A 21,553-nucleotide genomic window follows, 5' to 3' on the forward strand; every position below is an offset into this window, starting at 1 on the left:
AGGGCTCGGATCCTTGAGGGGAAGGGTCTAGGTAAGCGTTTCGCCTAAGTAGAGACGATGAGTATTCTCGATCGCGTCGATCAACCGCGGAGCTACGCCCACCGATTCCGCGATTTCACGCCAGCGCTTAACTGCAGCACACACTTCTTTGATGATGGTTGAAGCATCCATGCCACGGACTTGTTTGGCGACAGCCTCCAAGTCAGCGATTTCAAATTTGTCGCGCTTCCCGTTGACCGTCATTTGGTGGGTCTCAACCCAAAAACTGCCCGGCTGGTATGACCATGAAACATCGTAGGCTGGAGAGAGGGTCCACGTCCCCTGCGAATCCATCAAAAAGCTGGTGTTCTTCGTATGATCGTCCTGGTTGCGCCCCACCACGTTGAAAACCATGCGGCGGTAATACTCTACGGCGTCCTGGCGCGACAGCCCGAGGACTCGCATCACACTGAAGGCTTCCTCATACGAATAGCCGCCCGGCTGCTTGTAGTCAGCATGGTCCAGTGCGCACAGGGTTGCCATGTGGATTTTGTCGCCGTCGTCGGTCCGATCAAAACGCTTTGTTAAAAAGTGAGCGCGGCCGCCTTCTTGCAGCAATTCACACGGGTTCATGGTGATGCCGGCCTCTTTCGCCATGAGTGAGTAGGCATATTCCACGCGCCCAAAGCCTTGAGAGTCGGCCAGCACATCTGTGTTTTTGGCAACGTCGAATTTCAACAGCCAGTAAGTAAACCCTTTTGGGGCTTTGACTTGGCCTGAGCGGATCTCACCGGCCGCGTTCATCGCGATGACAGCTTTTGCCCGGGCGCCGCCAGCGCTGGTACCCACCTGAATCAAGCGTTGAAGAGCCGCATCATCGACATTTGGGTCGTGTTTTGCGAGACGATCGGCCAGGCTTTCCCGCTGAGAAAGCACTTCACTTGCGAGCTCGACCAGCGCCTCAATCTGGATGCTCTCACTGGCCTTGGCAGAGCCATCGAGGGCAGGTCGATACTCTAATCCCCCCATTCCTCTGCTTCCCTGATACAAAATTCGTTCGACTGGTGTGAAAGTCGATTTGTCTCGGCCCTCTTTTGCCAACCAGGCATCGATCAGGGCGTTACCGAAATCGTCCGGTAAGGAGTCAGCCAGAGTCGCTGGGAGCCCTTTGTACGTCTCTCGATTCAGGCTTGGAAAGGCGTAGGTTTGATTCGCTGCCAGTGGCATGTGGATCGGTGAGATCTCGATGCCCGTTTTAACGAATTCGGGATCGTATTCGAACAGACCCAGCTGGCTGTCCTCATCCCAAAGGAGCCCGCCTACAAACAGATCGAACAGATACACTTTTGCAGTAATCACCACTGATCTTCCTTCTTAACCTTGTCCTTGGGCGCTGAGACTACACTGCTCGCTGCTGGCGCCTTGCTCACCATGCGGGCCGCCCGCACACCAGTTGCTCGCACGCGGGGACTGCCGGCCATCTTGATCACCTGCAGTGGGCTCGGCCGGACAGCCTGGATAAGCGAGGTCAACCTTTCCAACTCACCCATGGCACGCAGGACCGCCACCAGGTTCACCATCGTGCCTTTCCCATGCAGGATATTGATCAAGGTTTGGCGGCTAATGCCGGCTTGCTCAGCCACTTGCTCTTGACTCAAATTTTTTTTCAGGCGCACCTCTTGGAGTCGTGCTCCGATTGAGGTGGCAATGGCATCGTCAGTCATGGCTTGGAGGCGCATAGTGTCTAAATCCCTAGGCCAAATGCGAAAAATATTGAGTTTATGTATTCAAATCTAGACATTGGCAATGATCAGGGTAGAGCCGCTTAGGTGCAAGGCCTTTGTATAGAAATTTAGGCATTAGATGCCGAGATTTACCTTTGCATCCTGATTTGTAGATATTAGAGCCTTATCCTGATATTCAGGATAGTCGTAACACTGATAATGTCCATGAACCTAGACGAAATATCAGATTTTGCGGGCTACTGTGCAAGTTTCTAGGCGCTGAAAGCTCGGCAGTAAGGGCTACTCTTATTCACGGACGCTGGCGAGCCATTCGGCGAACAGGGACATCGACTACTCCCGGGTAGCCCCCACATGAAGACATTGAAATTGATCTCGCTCAGTCTGGCGTTGACTGTCGTAAGCCTTTGCGCCGAGGCATACGTATCTGATCTCCACTTCGGACTAACGTGGTGGCTGGCAAGCCAGGCAGGTTAGTCACTGCGGACGAGATTATTCAGGGGTATGGGGGAGGGTGGTTTCGGCACGGTTGTGAGAGGCGCGGGAAACTAATGTTTTCAAACCCGCCGCAGACCCCTGTAGGAGCGAGCCTGCTCGTGAAGGCGTCAGTAAACACACCACTTAAAAAATCCGCTGCCTGAGATACACGCAGCGGATTTTTTACGCAGCAATTGGCGATCAAAAACCTCGCAGTACCCGTGATGCCTTACGCCACCAGGATCCTCGCTGATTGAACGGATCGTCCGCTAACACACAAGGCATATCCCGCAACCGAATCCACGGTTCATCCTGCCAATGCAGCATACAGAGCGACATCTGCGGCCAATCCAGAACACTCATCGTCGGACGCTCCACCGCTCGCGATGGTCGAGCATCGCGAAGCGCTGGTACGACCTGATGCGTCAGCCATTCGCGTAGCAGTCGGTATTCCGGGCAGTAGTGATAAATCAACAAGGCATAAACACCCGACTCGCTAACCATCAAGGATTCATCGACGCCTCCATAGACCTGGACGAACATCTTCTGCCTCTGGTCAGCATCGAGCTTGCGCACAGCTAAGCTCTCGTCCTGCACAGTTTTTTACACAACCGACCTACTTATCTGTGTGGCTTTACCCGTGATAGCAATGTGGTTACCTTTGTAGGATTAATTTCCTGCGGCTGTGCGCTGTTTCCTACGTTGAGTTTCTGTTCCTACGAGCCGTAACGATTCTGGTCGAGGCGCAACCCCGCGATGCCCATTTCGCTCACGTAGCAAGGATAGCGACTCGATGACTTCACCTGCACTTAACCAAATCTTGTTTGGCCCACCGGGAACCGGTAAGACTTACGCGACTATCGAAGCAGCTCTGGAAATTCTTGTTCCCGAGTTTCTCCAGGCCAACAAAGACGATCGGATTGCTCTGAAAAGGCGCTTTGATGAGCTTGCTGCAGATAGGCATATTGAGTTCGTTACGTTTCATCAAAGCTTTAGCTACGAAGATTTTGTCGAAGGTTTGCGTGCGGAAAGCGGGGAAGATGGGCAACTACGCTACGACGTAGTCGATGGCGTGTTTAAAAATTTGTGTACCACTGCTATTGCCAAGGTAACTCAGCAAGCCGCTGCGCCGATTGATATAGAGCGGCGTCGTGTCTGGAAAATGTCGTTGGGTAACACTCATGGCAGCGATGCGTATATTTTTGATGAGTGTAAAGAGAACAACTACGCCTTGCTGGGTTATGGCGGGTGCATTGATTTCAGTGGTTGCAAGAGCCGAGAAGATATCGTCCAACGCTTTGCTGAGGGAGGGGAGGTTCTGCCTGCAAATGCTTATGGGATTACCGCAGTTCACAGTTTTTTACTGAAAATGAAAATTGGTGATTTGCTTGTCGTAACCGAAGGCAATACCAAATTTCGTGCGATTGGTGAGGTGACCGGAGAGTACCGTTGCCTAAATCGCGAGGATCAAGATTTCGAATACGGGCAATGTCGTTCGGTGAAATGGTTACGAATTTATGAGCCGTCATTGCCTCATGAGCAACTTATGAATGGTAAATTTACCCAGCGCACGCTTTATGAGTTGGGGGCTGGATCGCTGGATCGCAGTAAGCTGGCTCAGTTACTCGGAGCGCCGCTCCAAAATTCTGCTGGTAAATTTAGTCCATGTGTTCGCTTTGCGAAAGGGGAGTCATTTGGCACGGGATACGTAGTTGCTAGTGCATCCATTGAGTTGCTCAATTTAGTAAAACCCAATGGAAAGGAACTACCGATTGGGATGAGCATGCTCAATACGCTTGCTGAATATGTGCGTTCCGGCCGGTTAACCGTCTCAGATATTCGCAATAAGCTAGTTTTTGACAAGATATCAGAAACTAAGCTGGAGCCATTTCTGATCAATGGCTACAACAATATTTTTCCGGTTTTGGTCGAGCGCATTTTGGATACTCCATCTGATCGCGCAGAGGTTGAGGTAACAGTCCGATCCAGCAACGCACGCGTACTTATCATCGACGAAATAAATCGAGGCAATATTTCTCGGATATTCGGTGAGCTAATTACGTTAATCGAACCTTCCAAACGCGCCGGAGCTGCTGAGGCATTGACGTTGACGCTGCCGTATTCGAAGGATCATTTCAGCGTACCGAGTAATGTCTACATCATTGGTACGATGAATACCGCCGACCGTTCATTGGCTGGCCTAGATATCGCATTACGTCGTCGTTTCACGTTCCGCGAAATGCCGCCTAAACCAGAGCTGCTGAAAGACGTTGCCGTGGGGGAACTAAATGTTGCCCAACTCCTAATAGTGATGAATCAGCGAATCGAGATGCTGCTAGATCGAGATCATTGTTTAGGGCACGCGTATTTTATGCCGTTAGTGGAAGATTGTACGCTGGAGCGACTGGGACAAATTTTTCGCGAGCAAGTGCTTCCATTGCTGCAAGAGTATTTTTTCGAGGATTGGCTACGGATTCAGTGGATCCTTAACGATCATCGCAAGGCCTCTGAAAATTGCTTTGTCGAACAGGCGCTATTCAACTCAGAATCTTTGTTTGGCGATAAAGTGGTACTGAGTAGCCAAAATAATCAATGGTTTATAAACGAGGATGCCTTTGCTCGGATTGAATCTTTCTGGGGTATTATTGATCACCAATTAGTACCTCCAAAGGTCCAGGAATCTATCGGGGCGGAAAAAGACGGCATTCAGGTTCGTCAGCTTGAAAGCGGAACAATCGAGGTCTTGAAGTCTGGGAAGATCGTCAGTCCTTCTAAACCCATTTTGCGAAAGCTTGCCGCAGAGCATGGCCTGACAACGCACCATGCAAGTGGTCGCGAGTTTAATACTCGACATCTTGGTGCGGCTGTTATTAGCGCATTGAAAGGTGTGACGGCGTGAAACCCGTCATCACGGTTCGCGAATACGCGAGATTGACGACAGATATCGTCACTGTGCCTACGTTGGATCTTGCTCAAGTATCAACTTCCGCCTTTGACTGGCTGTGCAAATTGAATGCTACTTTCAGCAATGCAGGAGCTACACTGGTTCAGCTTGAGAGTCGGTGTTTGCTCAAACTAGACAACTACGTTGGTGTGTTGGAAACACCCTGTGGTACGCGTCTTGAAATTCTCCCCAAGCATTTTGAGCGAGAGGACTGCGTTAATCAGAGCAGAGCCTTATTGCGACGCATGATTCAAGCTTCTCTAAATTTACCTACCCGAGAAGTTGGCGCAGCGGATCTACAAAACTTCGATGCGCCGTTGAGCGAATGGGTCATGGGCCGATTCTTGCTGGCTCTGGATCATTTGATTAAGCGAGGTCTACGCTTTGACTACCAACGCGTAGAGGAGGAGCAGCGATTCCTGCGTGGTCAATTGGATGTGGTTAAGCAGATGCGCCAACCCCCTGGTCGTCAGCACAATTTTCAGATTCGACATGACATCTATCTGCCCGACCGACCAGAAAATCGGTTGCTCAAATTAGCGTTAGATCAGGTCTGCAAAAAGACTAATGATGCCGCTAATTGGCGACTGGCTCATGAGCTAAGAAGTGTCTTGTTAGAGGTGCCAACAAGCCGTGACGTGCAACAGGATTTTAAACAATGGAGCAACGAGCGACTGATGGCGCACTACGTTCCGGTAAAACCCTGGTGCGAGCTGATCATCAAGCAACAGATGCCTTTGGCGGTTGCTGGAGATTGGCATGGCATGAGCTTGTTGTTTCCGATGGAACGGCTGTTTGAGCGCTATGTAGCTGCGAGTCTTGGCAGGGATTTGCAGGGCGATGCACAACTTCAAACTCAATCCCGCAGTGAGTATTTGTGTCAGCACAAAGGCAAAAATTTCTTCCAGCTACGGCCGGACCTGATGGTTCACCATCAACAAAAGAGTTGGGTGCTGGACACAAAATGGAAGCGGTTGAATTCATCCGCTGAGGATATAAGTTACGGTCTGAAGCAGTCCGACTTTTATCAGTTGTTTGCTTATGGCCACAAATACCTCGCGGGCGAGGGGGAGTTGGTGCTGATTTACCCCAGACGATCCGCATTTGACGCGCCGCTGCAGGTATTCGAGTTCGCTCCGCGGCTCGCACTTTGGGTACTGCCGTTTGATATGGAACGTGGCGTATTGTTAGGAGCTCCTGAAGGGTTCCCGCTTCACTCTCAACAACAGCAATCGGCGTGACACTCAACGTTCCCAATCAAACGGGTGCAGAAAGCTGCACCCATCTTTAACGGCTTTCTAAAATAGAAATAGCCGTGAAGCTTTCCTCCACCAGGATGTTTGATGTTGGGTCGGCAGGATGCAAGGCATGTCCCGCATCCGAATCCATGGTTCATTCCGCCAATGCAGCAAACTCAGTTGCATCTGTGGCCAATCCAAAACGCTCAAGGTCGGCCGCTCAACTGCCCGCGATGGTCTTGCGTCACGCAGTGCAGCTACGACCTGATGCGTCAGCCATTCGCGTAGTGAGCGATATTCCGGGCAATAGTGATAAATCAGTAATGCATACACGCCCGATTCGCTGAGCATCAGTCGCTCCTCTGCTACTCCGTGAGCATGCACCAACAACATCCGTCGCTGATCTATATCGAGTTTTCGGGACATTCGCTCATCCAAATACTTGCCCATCAGCCGCCCTATATCACGCGCGCAAAACCAGGCTTGGTTTTCGAATAGTAGGGCGTGGAGATGAATGTCGTGGCGAGTGAATGGGGTGGATGCGAGAGGCTCCCACTCGTCGTTCATTGGTGTGGGTAAACTTTTAGATGTGAGTTGAGTAGACATAATCCGTGACCTCTACGTATTAAGGGGGCAGGGCTCTAGACCCAACGTAGAGTGGAATTAAGAAATCCCAACGAGCAAAGCCGTCACCTTCGAACGACAAACCACCATAGGGTGACGTGCGCATCTGTGTGATCGACCAAGCTTTCTACGTTGGGCGTTTCTTAGGCGCCTGCAATGAAGCTTAGAGGTGCTTTGATGGGGCATCAACGCGGAAGCAGCTGTAATTTTTGTAGGAATTTTGACGTCGTAGCGTAGGGATGAAAAAAGCATTTTTCATCCTCCATAAAAAAGCCCCGATCAGATCGGGGCTTTTGCTTGTTAGGTTTGTCGATTCCGATTGAAATCGTCAAATCACGGCGAGCTCGGAATCAATCCCAACTCAACGCCCCACCAGTCTGATACTCAATAACCCGAGTCTCAAAGAAATTCTTCTCTTTCTTCAAGTCCATGATCTCGCTCATCCAAGGGAACGGGTTAGTCGTCCCTGGGTACTCTTCCTTCAACCCAATCTGCGACAGACGACGGTTGGCAATAAACTTGAGGTAATCCTCCATCATCGCCGCATTCATCCCCAGCACGCCGCGAGGCATGGTGTCCCGCGCGTATTCGATCTCCAACTGAGTGCCCTGCAGAATCATCTGCGAAGCTTCTTCCTTCATCTCGGCATCCCACAAGTGCGGGTTTTCGATTTTGATCTGGTTGATCACGTCGATGCCGAAGTTCAGGTGCATGGATTCGTCGCGCAGGATGTACTGGAACTGCTCGGCGACGCCGGTCATTTTGTTGCGGCGGCCCATGGAGAGGATCTGGGTGAAGCCGCAGTAGAAGAAGATGCCTTCCAGGACGCAGTAGTAGGCGATCAGGTTGCGCAGCAGTTCTTTGTCGGTTTCGACGGTGCCGGTTTCGAACTTCGGATCGGAGATCGAGCGGGTGTATTTGAGGCCCCAGGTGGCTTTTTTCGCGACCGACGGGATCTCGTGGTACATGTTGAAGATCTCGCCTTCATCCATGGCCAGGGATTCGATGCAGTACTGGTAGGCGTGGGTGTGGATCGCCTCTTCGAAGGCCTGGCGCAGGATGTACTGGCGGCACTCCGGGTTGGTGATCAGGCGGTACACGGCCAGGACCAGGTTGTTGGCGACCAGGGAGTCGGCGGTGGAGAAGAAGCCGAGGTTGCGCATGACGATGCGGCGTTCGTCGTCGGTCAGGCCTTCCGGGTCTTTCCAGAGGGCGATGTCGGCGGTCATGTTGACTTCTTGCGGCATCCAGTGGTTTGCGCAGCCGTCCAGGTATTTCTGCCAGGCCCAGTCGTACTTGAAGGGTACGAGTTGGTTGAGGTCGGCGCGGCAGTTGATCATGCGCTTTTCGTCGACCGCTACGCGGGCGGAGGCGCCTTCGAGTTCGGCAAGGCCTTCGGCAACGTCGAGGTTGTCCAGGGCGGCTTTGGCGCGGGCGATTGCGGCGGAGTCGGACGCAGTCACAGCGCGAGCTTCTTGGGCGGCAACGCCACCGGCAGCATCGAGGCGGTCCATGTTGGCTTCGGTCGCGTGGCCGGCGTTGGCGCCTTTGACCACGGTTTCGCCGCTGTCTTCTTTGTCGAATTCGTCCCAGCTCAGCATGACGTGTCGTCTCCTGCGTGAGGGCCAGTTGCCCGTGTGAAAACTGATAGGTTGGTTTTCACACGACCGACTGGCCGCGTTGGATCTAAAGGAAATCGTTTTTTGCAGCAGTACAACGCAGGCAATAAACAGAATTTTGTACGGGTGTTCCGAAGCCGCTGACGGGCGCAGAAAACATGAACGGCATCTGCGTGGGCTTCAGACTGGCTATTGACCCCTGTAAGGGAATATTGCAGGCCCGTTTAAGCCCGCATTATAAGGAAAAATTCAGCGCCGTGGTGCGGCGAATCGGCGCTAGGAACGGTCGGCAGGGCGCGTTTTCCGGTCGGAGCGAGGGTTTACAGGGCTTTGGCGGATGAAGTTTTTTTTTCGCCTGAAATGGCTTGTTTTTGACGCTGTGATCGGGTTGGCGGCGGGGTAGAGATCGGCTGAAACGCTGCGAGCCATGCGGTGCGGGGCTTACAGAGGAGAGTGGGTGATTTTTGATCGAAAATGGCTGCGGTTTTTCTCGGGAAATGACCTTGGAGCGGTCTGATCAAAAAATAGGCAGAAATCGAGGTTTTTCACTACATGTTGTGTTTTTAGTCGGTTTTCCATGGTTCCAGACACAACTAAGCCCGACCGAAGCCGGGCTGTCAGTCACGCTCGAGGATCAGCCCAGGCGAGCAGCACCCACGTGATCGGAACCGTCGGCGGCGACCTTGGCGGCACCGGTGTGATCGAAGCCGTCAGCGGCGACTTTGGCGGCGCCAGTGTGATCAAAACCGTCAGAAGCGAGTTTGCCCGCACCGACGTGATCCGCACCGTCGGCAGCGAAGGATGCCGAGCCGGTATGGTCGTAACCGTCAGAAGCGACAGCTGCCGAGGTGGTGTAGGCGGCCGAGCCAGTGTGGTCGTAGCCGTCGGCGGCGAAGGTGTTGGCAGCCAGCACGGAGAGGGTCAGGGCGAGGATCAGTTTGGTTTTCATGAGTGTGGCTCCAGGTTCGTTGGCGTGGTGTGCCTTGGGTGTGGAATTCATATTACGCCGACTATTTTGATTAAAAAGCGCAAATAAACGCTTAAAACAATCTAGTAAATCGATATGTAAGGTTCGGCGCATCATCTGTCTGAAACGGCGGGCAGGTGGGTCGAACCTAGGGAAGAAGAGGGCGGGGATCAGCCGTTGGAGCAGCCGTTACCCATGACGCTGTAACGCAGAATGTGGCGCTGACCTTTGGAGTCGTCGTATTCCATTTTTGCTGGAACAACTTCGCAGACGTTGGGGATTTCGCTCATCGAGATAACTTTGGCGACGTCCAGGTGGGTGGAGTAAGTGTATTCCTCAATAGCGGGCTGCTGTTGTGCGACATCAGTCGGTACCTCGTCTGCCATGGCGGTTGCGCACAGGCTGCTGAGGACCAGAACTAATAAAGCTTTCATTTCAGGTTTACCTTTTAAAGGTCGAGTGGGGTCACGCAACCTTTTGGGGTTGCGTGTGGAGCTGGGTTGCCGGGATCTGGATTAACTGCCTTCGTGGGGGCTGCAACTGGGTTAATCGCGTTGCCTTGTTGGCGAGGTGGATTTTAGGCGGGGGGTGGGGATTCATATAGGTGGGGTTTTGATAAACACTTTTGGCGAATTTTGTAACAATCGGGGAATATCGATGTAGAGGAGAGCTTGCTCGCGATGGTCTTCAATGATGGCGCGTTCAGTCTGGCATCCCGTGGTGTTCTCGGGTTTTTCGCGAGCGAGCTCGCTCCTACAGGGGGTTGCGTACGGCTTTTGGGCTTATCACGGTAATTTGTAGGGGCTTGTTACTACCATCGTCGAATGGTTCTATAGGCCCGGCCGGGCTACAACTGGGCCATACAAAAACAACTATTCCACCGAGGTAAGAAAGATGAGTGCGGCTTCCCTGTATCCCGTTCGTCCCGAGGTTGCGGCCAACACGCTGACTGATGAGGCGACCTACAAGGCAATGTACCAGCAGTCCGTCGTCAACCCGGATGGTTTCTGGCGCGAGCAAGCCAAGCGCCTCGACTGGATCAAGCCTTTCACCACGGTGAAGCAGACCTCTTTCGACGATCACCATGTCGACATCAAGTGGTTCGCCGACGGCACCCTTAACGTTTCCTATAACTGCCTCGACCGTCATCTGGCCGAGCGCGGTGATCAGGTTGCGATCATTTGGGAAGGGGATGACCCTGCCGAAAGCCGCAACATCACCTATCGCGAGCTGCACGAACAAGTCTGCAAGTTCGCCAACGCCTTGCGCGGCCAGGATGTGCATCGCGGCGACGTGGTGACTATCTATATGCCGATGATCCCCGAAGCTGTGGTCGCCATGCTGGCGTGTACCCGGATCGGCGCGATTCACTCGGTGGTGTTCGGTGGTTTCTCGCCGGAAGCCCTGGCGGGCCGGATCATCGACTGCAAATCCAAAGTGGTGATCACCGCTGATGAAGGCGTTCGTGCCGGCAAGAAGATCCCGCTCAAGACCAACGTCGACGATGCGCTGACCAACCCGGAAACCAGCAGCATTCAGAAAGTCATCGTGTGCAAGCGCACCGGTGGCAACATCAAGTGGAACCAGCATCGCGACATCTGGTACGAAGACCTGATGAAAGTGGCGGGCAGTGTCTGCGCGCCGAAAGAGATGGGCGCTGAAGAAGCGCTGTTCATCCTTTATACCTCCGGTTCGACCGGTAAGCCGAAGGGTGTCCAGCACACCACCGCCGGTTATCTGTTGTACGCGGCGATGACTCACGAGCGCGTGTTCGACTACCGTCCGGGCGAAGTCTACTGGTGCACCGCCGACGTCGGTTGGGTCACCGGCCACAGTTACATCGTCTACGGCCCGCTGGCCAACGGCGCGACCACGCTGCTGTTCGAAGGTGTGCCGAACTATCCGGACATCACCCGGGTGGCGAAGATCGTCGACAAGCACAAGGTCAACATCCTCTACACCGCCCCGACCGCCATCCGCGCGATGATGGCGTCGGGCAAGGCCGCCGTTGAAGGCGCTGATGGCAGCAGCCTGCGTCTGTTGGGTTCGGTCGGTGAGCCGATCAACCCGGAAGCGTGGGATTGGTACTACAAGAACGTCGGCCAATCCCGCTGCCCGATCGTCGACACCTGGTGGCAGACCGAAACGGGCGGCAACATGATGAGCCCGCTGCCGGGTGCGCATGCGCTCAAGCCGGGTTCTGCTGCACGTCCGTTCTTCGGCGTGGTGCCGGCATTGGTGGATAACCTGGGCAACATCATCGAAGGCGTTGCCGAGGGCAACCTGGTGATTCTCGATTCGTGGCCAGGCCAGGCACGCACGCTGTATGGCGACCATGACCGCTTCGTCGATACCTACTTCAAGACGTTCCGCGGCATGTATTTCACCGGTGACGGTGCCCGTCGTGACGAAGACGGTTACTACTGGATCACCGGTCGTGTGGATGACGTGCTCAACGTGTCCGGGCACCGCATGGGCACGGCCGAGATCGAAAGCGCGATGGTCGCCCACCCGAAAGTCGCCGAGGCGGCGGTGGTCGGTGTGCCGCATGACATCAAGGGGCAGGGCATTTATGTCTATGTCACGCTGATCGCTGGTGAAGAGCCGACCGAGCAGTTGCGCCTGGAACTGAAAAACTGGGTGCGCAAAGAGATTGGCCCGATTGCTTCGCCGGATGTCATCCAGTGGGCGCCGGGGTTGCCGAAGACCCGTTCGGGCAAGATCATGCGCCGGATTCTGCGCAAGATTGCGACCGCCGAGTACGATGGGTTGGGGGATATCTCCACCCTGGCGGATCCGGGTGTAGTGCAGCATTTGATTGATGAGCACAGGACGATGAACGTCGCTTAACGGCGGTTCTTGAGTTAATGAAGCCCCGTCAGGTGTTGAGCCTGGTGGGGCTTTTTATTGTCTGAGGTTTTTGTGTTGTTCGTGCAGGCCTCTCGCGGGCAAGCCTCGCTCCTACAGTTCTGAGTCGTTCGCAAATGCCGTGATCAACCGGAACCCTGTAGGAGCGAGGCTTGCCCGCGAAGGCGGTCTGTCAGACGCCAAATCATCATCAACCAATAATTATCGGCTTCAGCTGTAGGTGCTTTCCCACTGTTACCCGCTACCCTTCAAGTAACTGAATGTGTAACCGCTGGAGCCGTTACGGGGCATTGAGAAACGCAAAATCCCCTTCTCAGGGCGTTTTAGTGCCCTAAAAAAATAAGACCCAACGCTACACTTGCCGGATTAGAAGGCTTTGCCAATAATAGGCCCGCAATTTGCAACTCTGATCGGTTTACCGTCTTTTTCTCTTGCATGAAATTGCAAGGCTGTCAACGCGCCCAAACGGCTTTCTCGGTGCTTCTGTAATTTGTTGTCGCATTGAAGAAATATCGGCTTCGGGCCTATCGTTAGAATGCCGATCACTCGCTCGTCGTTGCTCGCGTTGAAAATCAACGCGGGTTTCCCAGGACGCAGCACTGTTTGCGGTTCCACTCATTCGCATATTGGGCTCTCGCTCACTCTGCCGTTTTAGCCCTTTACCGATGGAGTCCCAAGATGAAGAAACTCGTGCTGCTTGGCGCCCTGGCACTGTCCGTGCTGTCCCTGCCGACGTTCGCTGATGAAAAGCCGCTGAAAATCGGTATCGAAGCGGCTTACCCTCCGTTCGCTTCCAAAGCGCCGGATGGCAGCATCGTGGGTTTCGACTACGACATCGGCAACGCCCTGTGTGAAGAGATGAAGGTTAAATGCACCTGGGTCGAACAAGAGTTCGACGGCCTGATCCCGGCCCTCAAGGTGCGCAAGATCGACGCGATCCTGTCGTCCATGTCGATCACCGAAGACCGCAAGAAGTCCGTGGACTTCACCAACAAGTACTACAACACCCCGGCGCGCCTGGTGATGAAGGCCGGCACTCAGGTCAGCGAAAACCTGGCTGAGTTGAAGGGCAAGAACATCGGTGTGCAGCGTGGTTCGATCCACGAGCGTTTCGCCCGCGAAGTCCTGGCCCCGCTGGGTGCCGAGATCAAGCCTTACGGCTCGCAGAACGAAATCTACCTCGACGTGGCAGCCGGTCGTCTCGACGGCACCGTGGCAGACGCGACCCTGCTGGATGATGGTTTCCTGAAAACCGACGCCGGCAAAGGTTACGCCTTCGTCGGCCCGGCCTTCACCGACGAGAAGTATTTCGGCGACGGCATTGGCATCGCAGTGCGCAAAGGCGACGCCTTGAAAGACAAGATCAACGCCGCTATCACTGCCATTCGTGCAAGCGGCAAGTACCAGCAAATCCAGGACAAGTACTTCGCCTTCGATATCTACGGCAAGTAATCCGCCCCGGCGACAAGTCCGAAATGGCGCAAGCAACAGGATCTCTGAGGTTTGCGCCATTTTTTCATCCCCCTTTTCGAGGACCTGAATCATGTTGAAAGGCTACGGGGCTGTCATCCTCGATGGCGCTTGGCTGACGCTTCAGCTCGCCTTGTCGTCCATGGTCCTGGCGATTGTTCTGGGTCTGATCGGCGTTGCGCTGCGTCTGTCCCCGATTCGCTGGCTGGCCTGGCTGGGCGACCTGTATTCCACGGTGATCCGCGGTATTCCCGACCTGGTGCTGATCCTGCTGATTTTCTACGGGGGTCAGGACCTGCTCAACCGCGTCGCACCGCTGCTCGGCTTTGACGAGTACATTGACCTCAACCCGTTGGCCGCCGGTATCGGCACCCTGGGCTTCATCTTTGGTGCGTACTTGTCGGAAACTTTCCGTGGTGCGTTCATGGCGATTCCCAAGGGGCAGGCCGAAGCCGGCATGGCGTACGGCATGAGCAGTTTCCAGGTGTTCTTCCGGGTATTGGTGCCGCAGATGATTCGCCTGGCGATTCCGGGTTTCACCAACAACTGGCTGGTCCTGACCAAGGCCACCGCGCTGATTTCGGTGGTGGGTCTGCAAGACATGATGTTCAAGGCCAAGCAGGCGGCAGATGCCACTCGCGAGCCTTTCACCTTCTTCCTCGCAGTGGCGGCGATGTACCTGGTGATCACCAGTGTCTCGTTGCTGGCATTGCGTCAACTTGAGAAGCGCTACTCGGTAGGCGTAAGGGCGGCTGATCTATGATCTTCGACTACAACGTCATTTGGGAGGCCTTGCCGCTGTACTTCGGCGGTTTGGTGACCACCCTCAAATTGCTCGCACTCTCACTGTTCTTCGGTCTGCTGTGCGCGTTGCCGCTGGGCTTGATGCGCGTCTCGAAGAACTCGGTCGTCAACTTGAGCGCCTGGGCCTTCACCTATGTGATCCGCGGCACGCCGATGCTGGTGCAGCTGTTTTTGATCTACTACGGGCTGGCGCAATTCGAAGCGGTGCGGGAAAGCTTCCTGTGGCCGTGGCTGTCCAGCGCCACGTTCTGTGCATGCCTGGCCTTCGCCATCAATACCAGCGCCTACACCGCTGAAATCATCGCCGGCAGCCTGCGCGCCACGCCCAATGGCGAGATCGAAGCGGCCAAGGCCATGGGCATGTCGCGCTACAAGATGTACAAGCGCATCCTGCTGCCATCGGCCCTGCGCCGGGCGCTGCCGCAGTACAGCAACGAAGTGATCATGATGCTGCAGACCACCAGTCTGGCGTCCATCGTGACCCTGATCGACATCACCGGTGCCGCGCGCACGGTCAATGCCCAGTTCTACTTGCCGTTCGAGGCCTACATCACGGCGGGTGTGTTCTACCTGTGCCTGACCTTCATTCTGGTGAAGCTGTTCAAACTGGCCGAGCGCCGCTGGCTGGGCTATCTGGCCCCGCGGAAGCACTGATATGGAACGCATCGACCATGCATTGCCGTGGAGCAACCTGGGCAGCGAACGCCAGATTTCGGTGTTCCGCTTCGGTGGTGGCGAGCGCAAGGCCTACATTCAGGCCAGCCTGCACGCCGATGAGTTGCCGGGGATGCGCACGGCCTGGGAGCTGAAAAAGCGCCTGGCCGAACTCGAAGCCCAGGGCTTGCTCAACGGTGTGATCGAACTGGTGCCGGTGGCCAATCCCATAGGCCTCGGCCAGCTGCTTCAGGGCAATCATCAGGGTCGTTTCGAGGCAGGCAGCGGCAAGAATTTCAACCGGGATTTCGTCGAGCTGAGCGCGTCGGTGGCTGCCGAGCTGGATGGGCATCTGGGTGATGATCCCCACGCCAATATCCGCTTGATCCGTCAGACCATGAGCGACCTGCTCGACGCTTTGCCGCCGGCCGCGAGTCAGTTGCAGGGCATGCAGCGCGTGTTGCTCAGCCATGCCTGCACCGCCGACGTGGTGCTGGACCTGCATTGCGATACCGACGCGGCGCTGCACATGTACGCCTTGCCGCAGCACTGGCCGCAGTGGCGTTCCCTCGCCGCGCACCTGGATGTGAAGGTGGGGTTGCTGGCGGAAGATTCCGGCGGCAGTTCCTTCGACGAAGCCTGTTCGCTGCCGTGGCTGCGCCTGTCGCGTCTGTTCCCGGAGGCGCAGATTCCGCTGGCCTGCCTGGCGACTACCCTTGAACTGGGTGGCCAGGCCGACACCGGTCGGGTTGAAGCGCAAGTTTACGCCGAAGGTATTCTGGCGTTCCTCGCCGAGCAAGGCTTGATCAGCGGCGACTGGCCAAAACCTGCGCACCAGGCGTGCGAAGGATTGCCGTTCGAAGGCACCGAATTGTTGTTCGCGCCGCACCCGGGGGTGATCAGCTTTTTGCGCAAACCCGGCGAGCAGGTCGAAGCCGGTGACGAGATTTTCGAAGTGATCGATCCGTTATCGGATCGGGTCAGCACGGTGTGTGCTGGTACGTCCGGGGTGCTGTTTGCCATTGAACGGCTGCGTTATGCCCAACCCGGTTTCTGGCTGGCCAAGGTGGCGGGGCGCGAAGCGCTGCGTCACGGGCGCTTGCTCAACGACTGACTGACTGTTTTTGTGAGAACCGACCGCATGTACAAACTTGAAGTCCAAGACCTGCATAAACGCTATGGCAGTCACGAAGTGCTCAAGGGTGTGTCCCTGAAGGCGGCGGCTGGCGATGTGATCAGCATCATCGGCTCCAGTGGCTCCGGCAAAAGTACCTTCCTGCGCTGCATCAACCTGCTCGAGCAGCCCCATGCGGGCAAGATTCTGCTCAACAACGAAGAGCTGAAACTGGTGCCGAACAAGGACGGCGCGCTGAAGGCGGCCGACCCGAAACAGCTGCAACGCATGCGTTCGCGCCTGTCGATGGTGTTCCAGCATTTCAATCTGTGGTCGCACATGACCGCGCTGGAAAACATCATGGAAGCGCCGGTGCACGTACTCGGCATGTCCAAGGCCGAAGCCCGCGAGAAGGCCGAGCTCTACCTGAACAAGGTCGGCGTGGCGCATCGCAAGGACGCTTACCCGGGCCACATGTCCGGCGGCGAACAGCAGCGCGTGGCGATTGCCCGGGCGCTGGCGATGGAGCCCGAGGTGATGCTGTTCGACGAGCCGACCTCGGCGCTCGACCCGGAACTGGTGGGCGATGTGCTGAAAGTCATGCAGTCCCTGGCCCTCGAAGGCCGGACCATGGTGGTGGTGACGCACGAAATGGGTTTTGCCCGGGAAGTGTCGAACCAACTGGTGTTCCTGCATAAAGGTGTTGTCGAAGAAAGCGGCAACCCGCGTGAGGTGCTGGTCAATCCACAGTCCGAACGCCTGCAACAATTCCTCTCGGGCAGCCTGAAGTAATCGCTGCCGTTACGCACCGGGATCGTGCATGCTCCTTGATTTAAAGGCTGCCCCCGATCCCCTGTAGGAGCCCGGCTTGCAGGCGAAGGCGATCTCAAGGACGCCTTCGCCGGCAAGCCGGGCTCCTACAGGGGGAGGCGGGGTTGGTTTTGAGATGTGCGTTCATTTACGGGCTAGCATTGACCCCGTGCCTTCATCATTGTTTTCGTTTTCGGATTGCCCACCATGACTGCCCATCGAATTGGTTTCCTGATTTGGCCCAGCACTAAAGCATTGACGCTTGCGCTGGCTGAGGAGGCCTTGCGTGTTGCCCAGCGTGTGCATCCGGACGTGGTCTACGAGCTGTCGTTTCTGCAGGCCGAGCCGCCGGCCGAAGGTGCCTGGCGATTGCCGGGTGAGCCCTGGGCCGGCAAGCTCGAAAACTTCCAGAAACTGTTCCTGCTCGCCGACGAGCCGCCGACCGCACTGGCGCCGGCGCTCAGCAGTTCGCTGAAACAACTGGTGCGTGCCGGTTGTGTGATCGGTGGGCTGTCGGCAGGCGTTTACCCGTTGGCGCAACTCGGTTTACTCGACGGTTATCGTGCCGCCGTGCACTGGCGCTGGCAGGACGATTTCGCCGAGCGCTTCCCGAAAGTCATTGCCACCAGCCATCTGTTCGACTGGGATCGCGATCGCCTGACCGCGTGCGGCGGCTTGTCGGTGCTGGATCTGTTGCTGGCGGTGCTGGCCCGCGACCACGGTGCCGAACTGGCGGGCGCCGTCTCGGAAGAATTGGTGGTGGAGCGCATCCGCGAAGGCGGCGAACGCCAGCGCATTCCCCTGCAGAACCGCCTCGGTTCCAGCCATCCGAAGCTCACCCAGGCGGTGTTGCTGATGGAAGCCAACATCGAAGAACCGCTGACCACCGACGAAATCGCCCAGCATGTGTGCGTGTCCCGTCGGCAACTGGAGCGCATCTTCAAGCAATACCTCAACCGGGTGCCCAGTCAGTACTACCTGGAACTGCGCCTGAACAAGGCCCGGCAGATGTTGATGCAAACCAGCAAGTCGATCATCCAGATCGGCCTGTCGTGCGGCTTTTCCTCGGGGCCGCATTTCTCCAGTGCCTACCGCAACTTCTTCGGCGCCACGCCGCGGGAAGATCGCAACCAGCGGCGCAGCAGCAGTCCGTTCGAATTGTCTTCGGTGCCGTCGGAGCGCGGCTGATTCCTGACTGAACAGGCCGTGGACATGATTGCCGTGGCCCCTGCGTGACTGGAACGATCCCTCTACATCATGTTGCTGATCGCTGATCATGGTCACGGTTTCGGTTTTGCCTGCGTGCCCATTCGACGCGTCTCTCTGTCCCTATAAAGGATGTGCATATCAGAGACTGACGAACAGGCCTGTGAGCGGTGGTGCGAGGGTTCGACTTGCCCTCGATGTACGTTAACGATAAGGCGTGCTAACTGGGTGAGCGCGTCGTCCTCAGGTTTTTCGCGAGCAAGCTCGCTCCTACAGGGGTGTGTGGTGGCCGCGCGGACTTTGTCGGCAATAAAAATGCTTCCTGGCAACGCTGCCGCTAATCCCGTCGGCCAGTTAAACTGCGCCTTTGCGACGCTATATGTCGCATTGCCGTAAACCCGGCTGAAACCGGGGTTTGCGCTATAAGAAGTTGTCGCTTGGCGGCAAGGCCGGGCTGAAAACTGTCCTTACAATCCCCCCCATCGCTCGCCAGTTTCAGGCGAGCGTTCCTCTTCAGGAGACTCCGATGTCCGTTGAGCACGCTGCGGTACAACGCGCCGATTTCGACCAGGTAATGGTTCCCAACTACGCGCCTGCCGCCTTCATTCCCGTGCGTGGCGCCGGTTCCCGCGTCTGGGACCAGTCCGGCCGCGAGCTGATCGATTTCGCCGGCGGGATCGCCGTTAACGTGCTGGGCCATGCGCACCCGGCGCTGGTCGGTGCCTTGACCGAGCAGGCGAACAAGCTGTGGCACGTGTCGAACGTGTTCACCAATGAGCCGGCCTTGCGCCTGGCCCATAAGCTGATCAACGCGACCTTTGCCGAGCGCGCCTTCTTCTGCAACTCCGGCGCCGAAGCCAACGAGGCCGCCTTCAAGCTGGCCCGTCGCGTCGGTTTCGATCGGTTCGGCAGCGAGAAGTACGAAATCATCGCTGCGCTCAACAGCTTCCACGGTCGCACCCTGTTCACCGTGAACGTCGGTGGCCAGTCGAAGTACTCCGACGGCTTCGGTCCGAAAATCACCGGCATCACCCACGTGCCGTACAACGATCTGGCGGCGCTGAAAGCGGCCATTTCCGACAAGACCTGCGCCGTGGTGCTGGAACCGATCCAGGGCGAGAGCGGCGTAATTCCGGCCGAACTCGAGTATCTGCAAGGCGCCCGTGACCTGTGCACCGCGCACAACGCGCTGCTGATTTTCGATGAAGTGCAGACTGGCATGGGCCGCAGCGGCAAGCTGTTCGCCTACCAGCATTACGGTGTGGTCCCGGACATCCTGACCAGCGCCAAGAGCCTGGGTGGCGGTTTCCCGATCGCGGCGATGCTGACCACCGAAGACCTGGCCAAACACCTGGTCGTCGGCACCCACGGCACCACCTACGGCGGCAACCCGCTGGCGTGTGCGGTCGCCGAAGCGGTGATCGACGTGGTCAACACCCCTGAAGTGCTGGCCGGCGTCAACGCCAAGCACGACAAGTTCAAGGCGCGCCTGGAGCAGATCGGCGAGAAGTACGGCCTGTTCACCCAGGTCCGCGGTCTGGGCCTGTTGATCGGTTGTGTGCTGAACGATGCCTGGAAAGGCAAGGCCAAGGACATCTTCAACGCCGCTGAAAAAGAAGGCCTGATGATTCTGCAAGCCGGCCCGGACGTGGTGCGTTTCGCGCCGAGCCTGGTGGTGGAAGATGCGGACATCGATGAAGGTCTGGACCGTTTCGAGCGTGCTGCGGCGAAGCTGACGCAAGCCTGATAGACCCTTCGACGCCTGACTTTCGGGCGTCGAACCCAATTTTCATGCCGGGCCAGATTCAATGTGGGAGCGAGCTTGCTCGCGATAGCTATCTGACAGTCGACATTGATGGCGACTGGCAGGGCCTCATCGCGAGCAAGCTCGCTCCCACAGTTGACTCTGAATGGTTTCAGAACTGGCCCGGTTATTTTTCCTCAAAGAATTTTTCGAGAAAGGAGTGACACCATGCTGGTGATGCGCCCCGCGCAAATGGCTGATCTGGGCGAGGTACAGCGTCTGGCTGCGGACAGCCCGATTGGTGTCACTTCCTTGCCGGATGACGTTGAGCGCCTGAGCGACAAGATCGCCGCGAGCGAAGCCTCGTTCGCCGCCGAAGTCAGCTTCAACGGTGAAGAGAGTTATTTCTTCGTCCTCGAAGACACCGCCACCGGCAAGCTGGTGGGGTGCTCGGCCATCGTTGCCTCGGCGGGCTATTCGGAACCGTTCTACAGCTTCCGCAATGAAACCTTCGTGCACGCCTCCCGCGAGCTGAAGATTCATAACAAGATCCACGTGCTCTCCCAATGCCACGACCTGACCGGCAACAGCTTGCTGACCAGTTTCTACGTGCTGCCGGAACTGGTGGGTTCGGCCTGGTCGGAACTCAACTCCCGGGGCCGCCTGCTGTTCGTGGCCAGCCATCCGGAACGCTTTGCCGATTCCGTGGTGACCGAGATCGTCGGTTACAGCGACGAACATGGCGACTCGCCATTCTGGGACGCCATTGGCCGCAATTTCTTCGACCTCAATTACGCCGAAGCCGAGCGTTTGTGCGGGCTCAAAAGCCGGACCTTCCTGGCCGAACTGATGCCGCATTATCCGATCTACGTGCCGCTGCTGCCGGACTCCGCGCAAGAAGCGATGGGCCAGGTGCACCCGCGGGCGCAGATCACCTTCGACATCCTGATGCGCGAAGGCTTCGAGACCGATCACTACATCGACATTTTCGACGGTGGCCCGACCTTGCATGCCCGCGTCTCGGGGATCCGCTCGATCGCCCAGAGCCGCGTGGTCCCGGTGAAAATCGGCGAACCGGTCAAAGGTGCCGGTCGTCAGTACCTGGTGGCCAACGCCCAGTTGCAGGATTACCGCGCAGTGTTGCTCGAGCTCGATTATGCGCCGGGCAAACCCGTGACCCTGGATCTGGAAGCAGCCGAAGCCCTGGGCGTCGGTGAAGGTGCCAGCGTGCGCCTGGTGGCGGTCTGACGACTGCTGCCACGGCTGGAAAACAATGCTTGGAAAAGCAGCGAA

Annotated in this window: 17 protein-coding genes and 1 pseudogene; 11 read left to right on the forward strand and 7 right to left on the reverse strand. The window is 56.4% G+C overall.

The window, feature by feature from the left end:
* Positions 1-27: 27 nt before the first annotated feature.
* The 3 genes and pseudogenes from PMA3_RS05555 to PMA3_RS30475 form a co-directional block, all read right to left on the reverse strand.
* Positions 28-1,341, reverse strand: coding sequence for a type II toxin-antitoxin system HipA family toxin (locus PMA3_RS05555; protein ID WP_064676232.1), 1,314 nt, complete (start codon positions 1,339-1,341; stop codon positions 28-30).
* Entirely contained in the window at positions 1,335-1,718 is a 384-nt protein-coding gene (locus PMA3_RS05560) for a helix-turn-helix transcriptional regulator (protein WP_064676233.1), read from the reverse strand. Before PMA3_RS05560 ends, PMA3_RS05555 begins: the two co-directional genes overlap by 7 nt.
* Positions 1,719-2,399: 681 nt before the next feature.
* Positions 2,400-2,771 (reverse strand): annotated as a pseudogene (locus PMA3_RS30475) (BRO-N domain-containing protein); the annotation flags it as partial.
* A gap of 220 nt (positions 2,772-2,991) precedes the next feature.
* On the opposite strand from PMA3_RS30475, the gene PMA3_RS05565 reads away from it, so the two are divergent.
* Both PMA3_RS05565 and PMA3_RS05570 read left to right on the forward strand, forming a co-directional pair.
* On the forward strand, positions 2,992-5,097 hold the full coding sequence (locus PMA3_RS05565; protein ID WP_064676234.1) for an AAA family ATPase: 2,106 nt from the start codon (positions 2,992-2,994) through the stop codon (positions 5,095-5,097).
* Entirely contained in the window at positions 5,094-6,383 is a 1,290-nt protein-coding gene (locus tag PMA3_RS05570; protein ID WP_064676235.1) for an McrC family protein, read from the forward strand. Before PMA3_RS05565 ends, PMA3_RS05570 begins: the two co-directional genes overlap by 4 nt.
* 57 nt (positions 6,384-6,440) lie before the next feature.
* Here the strand turns inward: PMA3_RS05570 and PMA3_RS30480 are convergent, their stop codons facing one another.
* From PMA3_RS30480 to PMA3_RS05585, 4 genes are all read right to left on the reverse strand, one after another.
* Positions 6,441-6,986, reverse strand: coding sequence for a BRO-N domain-containing protein (locus tag PMA3_RS30480; protein WP_420848634.1), 546 nt, complete (start codon positions 6,984-6,986; stop codon positions 6,441-6,443).
* Between the two features lie 368 nt (positions 6,987-7,354).
* Positions 7,355-8,605: a ribonucleotide-diphosphate reductase subunit beta gene (locus PMA3_RS05575; protein ID WP_064676236.1), complete on the reverse strand. Its 1,251-nt coding sequence runs from the start codon at positions 8,603-8,605 to the stop codon at positions 7,355-7,357.
* Positions 8,606-9,257: 652 nt separating this feature from the next.
* The gene (locus PMA3_RS05580; RefSeq protein WP_064676237.1) at positions 9,258-9,572 is read right to left on the reverse strand and encodes a hypothetical protein; all 315 of its coding nucleotides are present in this window, start codon (positions 9,570-9,572) and stop codon (positions 9,258-9,260) included.
* Between the two features lie 188 nt (positions 9,573-9,760).
* Positions 9,761-10,024: a DUF2790 domain-containing protein gene (locus PMA3_RS05585; protein WP_064676238.1), complete on the reverse strand. Its 264-nt coding sequence runs from the start codon at positions 10,022-10,024 to the stop codon at positions 9,761-9,763.
* 460 nt (positions 10,025-10,484) lie between these two features.
* Between PMA3_RS05585 and acs the strand changes: the two genes are divergently transcribed.
* The 9 genes from acs (at position 10,485) to aruF (ending at position 21,508) form a co-directional block, all read left to right on the forward strand.
* A complete protein-coding gene (gene acs, locus PMA3_RS05590; RefSeq protein WP_064676239.1) occupies positions 10,485-12,440 on the forward strand; it encodes an acetate--CoA ligase in 1,956 nt (651 codons plus the stop codon).
* 696 nt (positions 12,441-13,136) lie between these two features.
* Positions 13,137-13,910, forward strand: coding sequence for an ABC transporter substrate-binding protein (locus tag PMA3_RS05595; RefSeq protein WP_064676240.1), 774 nt, complete (start codon positions 13,137-13,139; stop codon positions 13,908-13,910).
* Between the two features lie 91 nt (positions 13,911-14,001).
* Positions 14,002-14,691 (forward strand): ABC transporter permease, encoded by a 690-nt coding sequence (locus PMA3_RS05600; RefSeq protein WP_064676241.1) that lies wholly within the window; start codon positions 14,002-14,004, stop codon positions 14,689-14,691.
* Entirely contained in the window at positions 14,688-15,386 is a 699-nt protein-coding gene (locus tag PMA3_RS05605) for an ABC transporter permease (protein ID WP_064676242.1), read from the forward strand. The genes PMA3_RS05600 and PMA3_RS05605 overlap by 4 nt, the downstream gene beginning before the upstream one ends.
* 1 nt (position 15,387) lies before the next feature.
* A complete protein-coding gene (locus tag PMA3_RS05610; RefSeq protein WP_064676243.1) occupies positions 15,388-16,500 on the forward strand; it encodes a succinylglutamate desuccinylase/aspartoacylase family protein in 1,113 nt (370 codons plus the stop codon).
* 27 nt (positions 16,501-16,527) lie between these two features.
* Positions 16,528-17,292, forward strand: coding sequence for an ABC transporter ATP-binding protein (locus tag PMA3_RS05615; RefSeq protein ID WP_064676244.1), 765 nt, complete (start codon positions 16,528-16,530; stop codon positions 17,290-17,292).
* A gap of 225 nt (positions 17,293-17,517) precedes the next feature.
* Positions 17,518-18,498, forward strand: a complete 981-nt coding sequence (gene argR / locus PMA3_RS05620; protein WP_064676245.1) for a transcriptional regulator ArgR — start codon at positions 17,518-17,520, stop codon at positions 18,496-18,498.
* 544 nt (positions 18,499-19,042) lie between these two features.
* Positions 19,043-20,263, forward strand: coding sequence for an aspartate aminotransferase family protein (locus tag PMA3_RS05625; RefSeq protein WP_064676246.1), 1,221 nt, complete (start codon positions 19,043-19,045; stop codon positions 20,261-20,263).
* Positions 20,264-20,488: 225 nt separating this feature from the next.
* On the forward strand, positions 20,489-21,508 hold the full coding sequence (gene aruF, locus PMA3_RS05630; protein ID WP_064676247.1) for an arginine/ornithine succinyltransferase subunit alpha: 1,020 nt from the start codon (positions 20,489-20,491) through the stop codon (positions 21,506-21,508).
* The last annotated feature ends 45 nt before the right edge of the window (positions 21,509-21,553 follow it).

This window comes from Pseudomonas silesiensis (genome assembly GCF_001661075.1).
GTDB lineage: Bacteria > Pseudomonadota > Gammaproteobacteria > Pseudomonadales > Pseudomonadaceae > Aquipseudomonas > Aquipseudomonas silesiensis.

What these genes read in the sequence shown, in the direction of transcription:
- PMA3_RS05560 (WP_064676233.1), bottom strand. Translation starts at nt 1,718, where the DNA reads ATGCGCCTCCAAGCCATGACTGACGATGCCATTGCCACCTCAATCGGA.
- PMA3_RS05565 (WP_064676234.1), top strand. Translation starts at nt 2,992, where the DNA reads ATGACTTCACCTGCACTTAACCAAATCTTGTTTGGCCCACCGGGAACC.
- PMA3_RS30480 (WP_420848634.1), bottom strand. Translation starts at nt 6,986, where the DNA reads ATGTCTACTCAACTCACATCTAAAAGTTTACCCACACCAATGAACGAC.
- PMA3_RS05575 (WP_064676236.1), bottom strand. Translation starts at nt 8,605, where the DNA reads ATGCTGAGCTGGGACGAATTCGACAAAGAAGACAGCGGCGAAACCGTG.
- PMA3_RS05580 (WP_064676237.1), bottom strand. Translation starts at nt 9,572, where the DNA reads ATGAAAACCAAACTGATCCTCGCCCTGACCCTCTCCGTGCTGGCTGCC.
- PMA3_RS05585 (WP_064676238.1), bottom strand. Translation starts at nt 10,024, where the DNA reads ATGAAAGCTTTATTAGTTCTGGTCCTCAGCAGCCTGTGCGCAACCGCC.
- acs (WP_064676239.1), top strand. Translation starts at nt 10,485, where the DNA reads ATGAGTGCGGCTTCCCTGTATCCCGTTCGTCCCGAGGTTGCGGCCAAC.
- PMA3_RS05595 (WP_064676240.1), top strand. Translation starts at nt 13,137, where the DNA reads ATGAAGAAACTCGTGCTGCTTGGCGCCCTGGCACTGTCCGTGCTGTCC.
- PMA3_RS05600 (WP_064676241.1), top strand. Translation starts at nt 14,002, where the DNA reads ATGTTGAAAGGCTACGGGGCTGTCATCCTCGATGGCGCTTGGCTGACG.
- PMA3_RS05605 (WP_064676242.1), top strand. Translation starts at nt 14,688, where the DNA reads ATGATCTTCGACTACAACGTCATTTGGGAGGCCTTGCCGCTGTACTTC.
- PMA3_RS05610 (WP_064676243.1), top strand. Translation starts at nt 15,388, where the DNA reads ATGGAACGCATCGACCATGCATTGCCGTGGAGCAACCTGGGCAGCGAA.
- PMA3_RS05615 (WP_064676244.1), top strand. Translation starts at nt 16,528, where the DNA reads ATGTACAAACTTGAAGTCCAAGACCTGCATAAACGCTATGGCAGTCAC.
- argR (WP_064676245.1), top strand. Translation starts at nt 17,518, where the DNA reads ATGACTGCCCATCGAATTGGTTTCCTGATTTGGCCCAGCACTAAAGCA.
- PMA3_RS05625 (WP_064676246.1), top strand. Translation starts at nt 19,043, where the DNA reads ATGTCCGTTGAGCACGCTGCGGTACAACGCGCCGATTTCGACCAGGTA.
- aruF (WP_064676247.1), top strand. Translation starts at nt 20,489, where the DNA reads ATGCTGGTGATGCGCCCCGCGCAAATGGCTGATCTGGGCGAGGTACAG.